The 9,148-nt window shown below is 61.9% G+C and carries 11 protein-coding genes; 5 read left to right on the top strand and 6 right to left on the bottom strand.

Annotated features, from left to right (window positions below):
- Positions 1 to 6 precede the first annotated feature (6 nt).
- Genes ACYVOC_RS14960 through ACYVOC_RS14970 form a run of 3 tightly spaced genes read right to left on the bottom strand, consistent with a single transcriptional unit; the run spans position 7 to position 2,293 of the window.
- On the bottom strand, positions 7 to 345 hold the full coding sequence (locus ACYVOC_RS14960) for a cupredoxin domain-containing protein (RefSeq protein WP_116005589.1): 339 nt from the start codon (positions 343 to 345) through the stop codon (positions 7 to 9).
- Positions 345 to 1,745: a carbohydrate porin gene (locus ACYVOC_RS14965; RefSeq protein WP_461162322.1), complete on the bottom strand. Its 1,401-nt coding sequence runs from the start codon at positions 1,743 to 1,745 to the stop codon at positions 345 to 347. The genes ACYVOC_RS14960 and ACYVOC_RS14965 overlap by 1 nt, the downstream gene beginning before the upstream one ends.
- Positions 1,746 to 1,747: 2 nt before the next feature.
- Entirely contained in the window at positions 1,748 to 2,293 is a 546-nt protein-coding gene (locus ACYVOC_RS14970; protein ID WP_116005587.1) for an iron transporter, read from the bottom strand.
- Between the two features lie 256 nt (positions 2,294 to 2,549).
- Between ACYVOC_RS14970 and ACYVOC_RS14975 the strand changes: the two genes are divergently transcribed.
- From ACYVOC_RS14975 to ACYVOC_RS14995, 5 genes are all read left to right on the top strand, one after another.
- Positions 2,550 to 3,539 (top strand): hypothetical protein, encoded by a 990-nt coding sequence (locus tag ACYVOC_RS14975; protein WP_116005586.1) that lies wholly within the window; start codon positions 2,550 to 2,552, stop codon positions 3,537 to 3,539.
- Positions 3,540 to 3,564: 25 nt separating this feature from the next.
- A complete protein-coding gene (locus tag ACYVOC_RS14980; RefSeq protein WP_116005585.1) occupies positions 3,565 to 4,410 on the top strand; it encodes a metallophosphoesterase in 846 nt (281 codons plus the stop codon).
- Between the two features lie 57 nt (positions 4,411 to 4,467).
- The gene (locus ACYVOC_RS14985; RefSeq protein ID WP_116005584.1) at positions 4,468 to 4,890 is read left to right on the top strand and encodes a universal stress protein; all 423 of its coding nucleotides are present in this window, start codon (positions 4,468 to 4,470) and stop codon (positions 4,888 to 4,890) included.
- 167 nt (positions 4,891 to 5,057) lie between these two features.
- Complete coding sequence (locus ACYVOC_RS14990) at positions 5,058 to 5,513, top strand: fasciclin domain-containing protein (protein ID WP_116005583.1); 456 nt, start codon at positions 5,058 to 5,060, stop codon at positions 5,511 to 5,513.
- 59 nt (positions 5,514 to 5,572) lie between these two features.
- Positions 5,573 to 6,511, top strand: a complete 939-nt coding sequence (locus ACYVOC_RS14995; RefSeq protein WP_461162323.1) for a fasciclin domain-containing protein — start codon at positions 5,573 to 5,575, stop codon at positions 6,509 to 6,511.
- 52 nt (positions 6,512 to 6,563) lie between these two features.
- Here ACYVOC_RS14995 and ACYVOC_RS15000 read toward each other — a convergent pair whose 3' ends face one another.
- From ACYVOC_RS15000 to ACYVOC_RS15010, 3 genes are all read right to left on the bottom strand, one after another.
- Positions 6,564 to 7,178: a TetR/AcrR family transcriptional regulator gene (locus ACYVOC_RS15000; RefSeq protein WP_461162324.1), complete on the bottom strand. Its 615-nt coding sequence runs from the start codon at positions 7,176 to 7,178 to the stop codon at positions 6,564 to 6,566.
- A gap of 78 nt (positions 7,179 to 7,256) precedes the next feature.
- Entirely contained in the window at positions 7,257 to 8,171 is a 915-nt protein-coding gene (locus ACYVOC_RS15005; protein ID WP_116005580.1) for a LysR family transcriptional regulator ArgP, read from the bottom strand.
- A 446-nt stretch (positions 8,172 to 8,617) separates the two neighbouring features.
- A partial coding sequence (locus tag ACYVOC_RS15010; RefSeq protein WP_461162325.1) for an ABC transporter substrate-binding protein occupies positions 8,618 to 9,148 on the bottom strand: 531 nt, incomplete at its 5' end.

Consider the following 9,148-nt stretch of genomic DNA (forward strand, 5'->3'; position numbering starts at 1 on the left):
TCCTGTTCAGCGGGCAACGATGCGGCCCTGGGCCGTATCGGGATGGAACTCACCAAAGAAACGGTAGCTTCCGGGCTTGAGCGGGGCAAACACCAGGAAGCTTTTGGCGCCGGGCGCCAGCACCTTCTCTTTTTTCAATTCCAGGCTTTCAAACTCTTCGGCGTCCGTGCCCGCGTTGTGCAGCACAAGCTTGAAGCGCGTCTGCGCTGGAACCACGATTTCCTCGGGATGGAACCGCCCATTTTTCATTTCCAGCGCAAAGGTGGGCAGCTCCTGCGCCCAGGCACTGCCCGCTGCCAAGAGCAGCCCCGCGGCAGAAAGAAGAAGGCGCAGATTCAGCGACATCAAAAGCCCACCCTTGCCCGCACACCCACCAATGCGATGCCTTTGCCGTCCGGGTTGGCCGCCGGGCGCGCAATGTACTGCAGGCTGGGTGTGATCTCGACATGGCCATTGAGGTGAATGCGGTAGTACAGCTCTCCAATGCGCTCCGACCCCTGCGCGGCATGGCCATAGGACGCAGTGTCGGCCGCCGAGGCCACGGCGTAGCGTCCACTGGTGCGCAGCATGCCTAGCGCCAGGCCCAAGCCGTCGGCGCCCCGTCCCCAGGATGACCCGTCGAGTTCGCCCCCCAGCGTCAACACACGGTCAAAACGCACATTGCCTGAAGTTTGATGCCCGTAGCGGCCAAACAGCGTGAGAGAGTCAGTCACGCGCTGGTCAATAGACACACCCAGGCCACCATGGCGTGCCTCGCTGTCGTCGAAATTGGTGGCGCGCGCATTGCTCCAGGCATAGGCCCGGTAGGTGCCAGGCAAGGCATTGATGCGCGGCGAAACCCAAGCCTGTGCGATGACAAGCGGCTTGCCGTTGCTGCCGCTGAACGAGGCACCACTGCCCGCGCCAAACGCACCGACGGACACCCCCCAGGGCATCGCCTTGTCGCTGGTGTCTTCATAAGCGGCGATCGCTCCCGGCGCGAAACCAAAGCGGTCTGCCCCCACATCGCCACCAGAATCGAGCAATGGGTTGTGCACAAATACGTTGTTGGCAAAGCGGCGCGTTTCATCATCGGCCATGCTGTTCTGGTCAAAAAACACAAACGGGTCGATCTTGCCGACGGTGAATGTGGCCTTGCGCAGCACGTTGCGCTCGGTGAACGGCACTTCCAGTTGGTACCAGGCTTGCGCAACAGTGAACTGGGTGTCGTCCGGGTCGTTGCCACCAAAGGCTGTGCTGTTAGCGGTTCCGGTGTAGGTGGGTCGCAGCGCCAAACCATCGCCTTGGCCAAAGCGGGCGTGCACGTAGACCGTGCCTTTGTTCTTGCCAAACTCTCCACCCGGCAAGGTGACCGCCACATCACCCCGGTAGTTGCTGCGGCTGCGGCCCGTTGCAGGATCGGCCAGCGCGCCACGTCCCGCCTGTTGCACTGCCCCGGTCAGACTGCCCTCGACGCTGATGCCATCGAATGCGTCCAGTTTTTTAGCGGGAGCTTGCAGGGCCTGTTGCTGTGCCTCAACGGCCTTGAGGCGCGTTGCGAGTTCAGGCTCGTTCTCGCTGATGCGGTCGCTCTCCAATGCGCTGCGCAATTGCGTGTTTTGCGCCTCGAGGCGTTCGACGCGCTCGACCAGCGCCTTGATCTGCGCCATGAGTGCGTCGTTGTCCGCAGCCATCGCGCTCAAAGGTGCAATACCCAGGCACAGGGCAACGGCCAGCGCCGTACGGGCGGGCAAAGCGGGTCGCATGTTCAGTACCCGCCCTTCTTGCCGATGCCTGCGTAGGTGAAATCCCATTCCAGCTCGACGGCCTTGAACCAGGGGCGCACACCTGTGGCGCGGTCGGTGTGGCGCCCGTAGTGCATGCCCATGGCGTTTTCCTTGGCATTGGGCGGGTACACGGTGAATTTGACGTGGTACTTGCCCGGGCCTGCCAGCTTGACGTTGTCGCCGTAGTGCGGGCCGTCGCTGGCCACCATGGGCATCATGTCTCCGCGGATGACCTCGCCCGACCCTTGCTTCGTCACTTCGTACTTGACCAGCAGGTACGGAATCCAGGCGCCTTCAGCGTAGCCATTGACGTTGCTGCCCAGCGCATGGATGTCGGCCTCGAGGTGAATGTCCGATTCCGACGCTTTGCGCATGTGTCCGTCCGGCTCCATTTCCACGGGCTGCAGGTAGACGGCGGCGACCTCCATGCCAGCCACGTTTTGGGGTGCGCCGATGGGGTATTCCAGCGCCAGTGCGGGCAGACTGAGGGCAAGAGCGCCAGTGAGAACCAGGGAGCGAAGCAGCATGCGGAAATCCTTTCTGGGAGTCTGGTGGCGGCCGTAAGCCGCACAAAACTATCAATGCAAATGAGAAGGAGTCGCATTATAAATACGTGTTTTTGGCTGTTTTTGCGCAAGATCAACTATTGGCACCGCCCATCGCATCCGCAAGAACACCGCCCCTCACCCCACCCGCCGTAGGCCCTTGGCGATTTCGCCATGGTGCCGGGGTACGATTCCCAGGCACGCACGCCCTTGCTCCTCCACGTCTTCGCCGCTGTCCATGAATAAAGCCCTGACCCTGTCCCTGGCCGCCGCCTTGGCCTCCCCCGTCTTCGCGGCCAGCCCCTCCCGGGGCGAGGCCCACTTCGTGCTGCTGCAGTCAAAGGATGTGCCTTTTGCCTCTGTCACGGTCAGCGGCACCTGCAAATCGGACGATGGCTCCTTCTTTGGGGGCAAGAAGATCGAAAGCGCCTGGTCGTGCACCACCGATGCCCAAGGCGTCTGCACGGCAGAAATCCCCTTGCTACCGCGCCCAGAGAGCGACCGCGCAAACCTGTGCCGGGGCACTACCGCCACGCTGGTCACCGAGCCGGGCGCCCCGGCAGCCAAGAGCAGTTACTTCACCTTCTTTGCCAATGGAGAGCCCCACAGCTACAACTTGCTGCAAAAAGGCACGTCCTGGAAACATGGGGACTACCTTTTCAAGTCGCTGGCCAACAAGGACAGCTTTGATGCCGTGGCCTACCGGCATGTGCCCGACTTTTACCGGGGGAAGATGGCCACCGAGGTGGATGCGTCTGGCCGCGCCACCAGTTTCAGCACGGCGCCGGCCCATGTGCCCGAAAGCAAGGATTACCCGAGCACCGAATACCTGCGAGCCAGCATCGACCCGAAGTCCCACCAGCCCTTGGTGCAGGTGGTGCTGACGGACACCTACATCGACTTCAGCTTTCGCCATCTGGCCAAGGCGACCTACCCTGGCGCCAGTGGCAGCCACACCGCCACGCTCCAGGGCCTGAGCCAGAACAGCATTTGTAACTTGCGTGACCTTTTTGAGCGCAAGTGCACCCACACGGAAACCGTGGCCTTTGACCTGGACCTGGCCACCGTGCGCCAGGCCGCTGCGGCGTATCGCCCGGGAGAACGCACGACCTGGCCCTTCCAGATCACCGCGAAATCCGGGCATGAGCGCAGCCTCTCACTCAGCAGCGCGGAATTCAGGGCCTTGGTGGATGCGCTGGACGGCCTTGCGGCCACAGGCCGGCCTTGATCGAAGGCCATTGCGCGCGTCTTGCATGCAGATCCAGCTTTTGTCTGACCTCCACCTGGAGGCCCACCCGCAGTTCAGGCCAGAACCTGTGTCCAATGCCGATGTACTGGTGCTGGCGGGCGACATTGGCTCCTACCAGGACGGCTCGTTACTCGAAGGAGCGCACTTTGGCCTGGAGCGCTTCTCACCCCTGCCCCAATGGGGGGCTTGGCCCACCCCCGTGGTTTTTGTGCCAGGCAACCATGAGTACGACATGCAGGACTTCGACGCGGCCCACGCACGCCTGCGCCGTACCTGCGACACCTTGGGCCTGCTGTGGCTGGAACGCGAGACCCTGGTGCTCGACGGGGTGCGTTTTGTGGGCACCACCTTGTGGAGCAACTTCGATTCCATCGCTGACCACAAGGGCTGCAGCGACCTGGCAGAGCGCTTGCGCATGCGCCAGAAGGCTTACCGCGCAGCCGATTTTTACCTCTCCAAAACGGGCTGCACGCGCAACGGCTTGCCCTGGCTGGCCGAAACGGTGCGCGCCCAGGCGCTGGAGTGCCACGAGTGGCTGTCCGCCACGCTGGCGCAGGCGTTTGACGGCCCCACGGTAGCCGTCACGCACTTTGCTCCGAGCCTGCGCAGCGCGGACCCGCGCTATGGCATGGCCGCTGGCACGGCCGGGTTTTGCAATGCCTACGACGATCTTTTGCCACATGCCCGGCTGTGGCTGCACGGTCACCTGCACGCGCCCAGCGACTACACCGCCCAGGGCCTGCGAGACGACGGCACGCCCTGGCAATGCCGCGTGGTGGCCAATCCCCTGGGTTACGCACGCAAGAACGAACAGTCCTTCTTCCAGCCACAGTGTTGCCTGGCCGTATGATGGGCGAGGCCTGGGAGCTTCCCAGATTCCCGTCCAACGTACTTCCTGGAGCATCGCATGAACATCTTGCTGGCTGTCGATGGCAGCGCTTACACAAAGAAAATGCTGGCCTATCTGGCCACCCATGATGACTTTCTGGGTTCGAACCACAGCTACACCGTGATCACCGTCCAGGCAGCGTTACCGCCGCGCGCGCGCGCGGCTGTTGGCAAAGAGGTGGTGGACCAGTATTACGCCGACGAAGGCGACAAGGTGATGGGCCCGGTCTGCAAATTTCTGGAGCGCCATGGTGTGGCGCCCAAGCGCATTCTGAAGGTGGGAGCGGTGGGTGAAACCATCGGCAAGGTCGCCGACACAGGCAAATTTGACCTGCTGGTGATGGGCTCGCACGGCCACGGCGCCTTGGCCACGCTGGTCATGGGCTCAGTCACCACACAGGTGCTGGCCAACAGCAAGGTGCCGGTGCTCATCGTGCGCTGAACCCTTTCACTCCCGTCCAGCCCTGCCTCGGCAGGGTTTTTTTGCGCCCGAAAATTACCGGATAGTTTTCACATAACCTATAGGTTTACTTTATTACTGATTGGTTATACATTTCGCGAACGCCCATCCTGGCGTTCTGTTTCCATCCCACACCAGAGGAACGACCCATGAAGAAGACTTTGATTGCATTGGCTCTGACTGCCGGCGCCACGTTCACCACCATGGCGCAAGACATCGTTGACACCGCCGTAAAGGCAGGCAACTTCAACACCTTGGTGGCTGCAGTTCAAGCGGCTGGCCTGGTGGATACGCTCAAGGGACCGGGCCCGTTCACGGTATTTGCCCCCACCGATGAAGCGTTCGCAAAGATCCCCAAGGCCACGCTCGACGGTCTGTTGGCCGACAAGGCTGCACTGACCAAGGTCCTGACGTACCACGTCGTACCCGGCAAAGTCATGGCCAAGGACGTGAAGGCTGGCAAGGTCAAGACCGTCGAGGGACAGGAGCTGACGGTTTCTACCAACATGGGCGTGATGGTGGACCAGTCCAAGGTGGTCGCCACCGACGTTGCCGCAAGCAACGGTGTGATCCATGCGATCGACACCGTGCTGATGCCCCAATGAACCGGGCCACATAGCGTTCAGTGATTGCACCCTTCATAACCCCCCAAGGAGAATCCGCCATGAACACCGTGTTCAACCGCCGTTCCGTCCTGATCGCTGCCGCTGTGGGCGCCAGCACCACCTTGCTGCAAGCCTGTGGCGGCGGCGATGACGAGCCGCAGCGCAATATCGTCGAGGTGGCGCAAAACACGCCCGACCTCAGCATCCTCGTCGAAGCCGTGGTCGCTGCCGGTCTGGCCCCCACACTGAGCACGGAGAAACTCACGGTTTTTGCACCGACCAATGCGGCTTTCGCAGCGCTGCTCGCCGAACTGGGTGTGACCAAAGAAGCCCTATTGGCCGACAAAGCCTTGTTGACGGCCGTGCTGACGTACCACGTGCTGGGCAGCAATGTGCCACTTGCCAATGTGCCCGTGGGCAAGGCCATCAGTCCTTTGGCCGGCGGATTCTTCAAAATCGAGTCGTTGGGGGGTCTGAAGATCACCGATGGGCGCAACCGCGTCGGCAACATCACCGCCACCGACATCCAGGCCAGCAACGGCGTTGTGCATCTGGTGGACCGCGTGCTGCTGCCTGCCAACAAGGATATTGTGGCGACAGCGCAGTCTTTGCCCGACTTCAGCATCCTCGTTGAGGCAGTGGTGGCGGCGGGTCTGGTGGAAACTTTGCAGAGTGCAGGGCCGTTCACCGTTTTTGCCCCCACCAACGCAACTTTTGCAGCGCTGCTGGGCGAGCTGGGCGTGGGCAAGGACGCTCTGCTGGCCGACAAGGCGTTGCTGACGAAGGTGCTGACCTACCACGTGGTGGGTTCCCGTGTGCTCAAAGCCGAGGTGCCAGTGGGCTCCGCCATTGCCACGGTGCAGGGCCAGACCTTCGTGGTCGATGCCAGTCTGAAGATCACCGACCAAAAGCAGCGCGTCACCGGCATCGTGGCCACCGATGTGTTCACAAGTAACGGGGTGATCCACGTGGTGGATCGGGTGTTGCTGCCCGCCTGAGCAGGCAGCTCGGACGATAAAAGCAAAGGCGCCCGCATCTGCAGGCGCCTTTTTAGCGTGCGCTCAATCCGTCGAAACAGGTGCGCAGCACCAAATCGATGATCTCTGCGTCCTGGTACAGCCCACTCTCCTTGAGAAAACCCACGACCGGATCGCAGGCGCGCGCGTACAAGGTGTAGAGCACCACCAGCGGCGGCAGGGTGGGTTCAATGACGCCCTCGGCCTGCGCCTGGACGATCCACTCACCCAAAGTGTCGCTGAGCAGAATCACACCGTCCGCATATTCTTTGTTGGACATGAGCACACTGCGCAGCGTGGAGTTGCTGCTGGGCAGCAGCGGCATTTCGTGGGCCAGCAGGCGCTCAAGCGACCAACGCACCACTGCGCGCAGTTTGTCCACGACGGGCAGGCCAGGGTCGAGGGTGGCCAGGTAAGCGCGCACCAGGTGCAGCACTTCCACCATGGCGGCGCAGCACAGGTCTTCCTTGCTGCCGAAATGCTTGTACAGGCTGGCCTTGGCAATGCCCACGCCATTGGCCACATCGTCCATGGTCATGGCATCAAACGACTTGGCACCCAGCAGGTCGCAGGCGGTCTGCAAAATGGCGCGTTCGCGCGCCTGGTGCATTTGCTCCTTGAAGGAAATTTTGGTGGGCTGGGTCGACATACCCACCATCTTATGCATTACAGTTTAAAAATGGTTGGTGCAGTTGTTTCGTAACCACGGCGTTCAGGGTTTTCACTCTCATGAAGCAACCAGCGACTGCGCCGCCGTTTCCGTCAGGGCCAAGGTCAGAGCGTCGAGCACCTCGGACTCCAAATTCCAGCAGTGCCAATACAACTGGATGAACAGTACCTGTCCCGGGGCCATGTTGACCAGGCTGCCGTCCGCCAGTTTGTCGCGCACCAACAGTTCCGGCAGTACACCCACGGCCCACCCGGCTGAAACAGCATGCATCTGTCCTTCGGAGCTGGGGACAAACAGGTGGTTCAGGGCCACCCGCTTCAGGCCGAAAGCCCGGGACACAAATTCCACCGCCATGTCGTCCTTGCGGTTGAACGAAAGGTAGGGCACCGTGCGAAAGTTGTGCGCCGTGAGGCCACCGGGCAGGTGCTTTTGCTCAAACGCGGGCGAAGCCACAGCCACATAGCGCATGGCACCCAGCGGCACCATTTTGCAGCCGCGCAAGGCCTGCTTGAGCGTGGTGACGCAGCCCAGCACCTGGCCCGAGCGCAGCCATTCCTGGGTGAAATCCTGGTCGTCCACAATGATTTCCAGGGGCAGGCGCTGGTGCACCAGGTCTTGCAGCGCGCCCAGCGCCCAGGTGGCAATGCTGTCGGCATTGATGGCAATGGAGATGCGCTCGTCTTCCCGCCCGCCCCCCGGCGCACTGGGTGCCAGTTCCTGCAGGTCACGCTCCAGGTCGGCGCGCAGCAGGCGCATCTGCTTGGTGTGCTTGAGCAGTAACTGCCCCGCCGACGTGGGCCGCAGCGGCCTGCTGCGCACGATCAGCACCGACCCTACCTGTGCCTCCAGCGCCCGCAGTCGCTGCGAAACGGCGGACTGCGTGACATTCAGGCGCTGGGCGGCACGCTCGAAGCCCCCTTCCTCGATGATGGCGGCAAGGCATTCCAGAGCGGCAGGGTCGTAAGAACTCATGGTGTAAGAGGCGTTTGAAGGAATGGGACGCGGCAAACCATATTAGCCACACTGATGTATTCAGGCAGAGTTTAATTTTGCTTTTATTGGAATGCAATCTTGCGTGCCCTGTCCGCCCTGAAAGGCATCGCTTTCGGCGCCTGAACGTCGGCACCAGCGCGGCGCACAGCCCCTCTGCGGCCAGAAAGTGCTGCGCCCGCCGCATGCCAGCATAGCTATCAATACAATAGCTATCAGCGCAATACAGCAAAGCGCCAGAGACCTAAAACACTAAGATTTTGACAGCGCCGCCATCGTTGGGGCCTGCGGCTCGTCCAGTGCGCCGTTTCTGCGCACCCTGGGTGCGAACACGTGCCAATGCGCCCCGAGGCCGCCCCCTGCAGGGCTGCTCACGCAGTATGCGCTAGAGCATTACCGCAGCCGGACCAGGCTGCGGATCGCCGTTTTTATTGTTTGCGCTGCACGATCAGGTTGCGCTTGGCGTCTTCCGGGTAGGCAAAAGTGATGGCCCCGCCCTGCACCTTGCCCATGACCAGCATGTTCTGGGTGATGGCATCCTTGTCGTTGCGGCTGAACGGCTTTTCGTAGGTGGCCACCACGCCGTAATACACACGCGGAATATTCTCCAGCGCGGTCTTGATCGAGGGGCCGTCGATCTTGCCGCTGCGGATACCGAACAGCGAATGGATCAGCAGGTAGGTGGTGTCATAGCCCTGGGCCGCCGCCATGGGCACGGCCATGCGCTTGCCATTCTTGCGCGTGAAAGCGCTCAAAAAGGCGGCGCGCCGCTCGTTGCTGGGCTCGGCAATGAAGGTCTGCGCCATCAGCGCGCCATCGGCCGCGTCCTTGCCCCCCTCGATGAAGAACGGGAACGACAGCGGCCAGGCCCCAACCTGGGGCACTTTCCAGCCCAGGTCCTTGCGGCCATTGGCAATGACAGCGTTTTCCTGGCCCACGGTGTAGCTGAAGATCACATT

The sequence above is a fragment of the Simplicispira piscis genome, assembly GCF_054783455.1.